The sequence below is a fragment of the Amycolatopsis sp. NPDC059027 genome (genome assembly GCF_042739735.1).
In the GTDB taxonomy this organism is placed as follows: Bacteria; Actinomycetota; Actinomycetes; order Mycobacteriales; family Pseudonocardiaceae; genus Amycolatopsis.
The window spans coordinates 1-1224 of record NZ_JBHYIK010000174.1; the positions used below are offsets into that span (position 1 = coordinate 1).

Annotated in this window: 2 rRNA genes; both read left to right on the forward strand. The window is 55.0% G+C overall.

Annotation, left to right across the window (positions count from 1 at the left end):
• Positions 1-73 (forward strand): 16S ribosomal RNA (locus ACFWY9_RS44935); the annotation flags it as partial.
• Between the two features lie 306 nt (positions 74-379).
• Positions 380-1224, forward strand: a 23S ribosomal RNA gene (locus ACFWY9_RS44940); the annotation flags it as partial.

Consider the following 1224-nt stretch of genomic DNA (forward strand, 5'->3'; position numbering starts at 1 on the left):
GGTGGGACTGGCGATTGGGACGAAGTCGTAACAAGGTAGCCGTACCGGAAGGTGCGGCTGGATCACCTCCTTTCTAAGGAGCACAACACATCCACGCCATCGAGTGTGGAGTGGGCATGGTTTAACACCCGCACGTGGTGTTGCCACGCTTGCTCAAGGAATTGTGGAACTACTGGTTTATGTGAAACTTGTGGTGGCGCTGTCATCTGCTAGTACTGATTCTTCGGAGTCGTGGAACGTGGGTGTGCGGGGTCGGATGAGGGTCATGGTCCTGGCACGCTGTTGGGTCCTGAGGCAACATACCTCGGGGCTATGCCTTGGGAACGGTTGTTTCTGGTGTGGTGTTTGAGAACTGTAGAGTGGATGCGAGCATCTTTGTGGTCAAGTTGTTAAGGGCACATGGTGGATGTCTTGGCTTCAGGAGCCGATGAAGGACGTGGGAGGCTGCGATATGCCTCGGGGAGCTGTCAACCGAGCTGTGATCCGAGGATTTCCGAATGGGGAAACCCAGCACCAGTGATGTGGTGTTACCCGTACCTGAATATATAGGGTGCGTGGAGGGAACGCGGGGAAGTGAAACATCTCAGTACCCGTAGGAAGAGAAAACAAAATGTGATTCCGTGAGTAGTGGCGAGCGAAAGCGGATGAGGCTAAACCATTGGTATGTCAAGCTGTCAGGCGTTGTATCAGTGGTGTTGTGGGACCCAGCGTCGAGGATCTGACAGTCCTCGGAACATGCGCGCGTGTTAGTGGAACCGCTTGGGATGGCGGACCGGAGTGGGTGAGAGTCCCGTACGCGAAAACACGTTGTGTTGTGTTTGTTTGGTGTTCCCGAGTAGCAGCGAGCTCGTGGAATTTGCTGTGAATCTGCCGGGACCACCCGGTAAGCCTAAATACTTCCTGGAGACCGATAGCGGACGAGTACCGTGAGGGAAAGATGAAAAGTACCCCGGGAGGGGAGTGAAAGAGTACCTGAAACCGTGTGCCTACAAGCCGTCAGAGCCTTTGGGTGATGGCGTGCCTTTTGAAGAATGAGCCTGCGAGTTAGTGCTGCGTGGCGAGGTTAACCCGGGTGGGGTAGCCGTAGCGAAAGCGAGTCTGAATAGGGCGAAATAGTCGCGTGGTCTAGACCCGAAGCGGAGTGATCTACCCATGGCCAGGGTGAAGCGTTGGTAAGACATCGTGGAGGCCCGAACCCACTTAGGTTGAAAACTGAGGGGATGA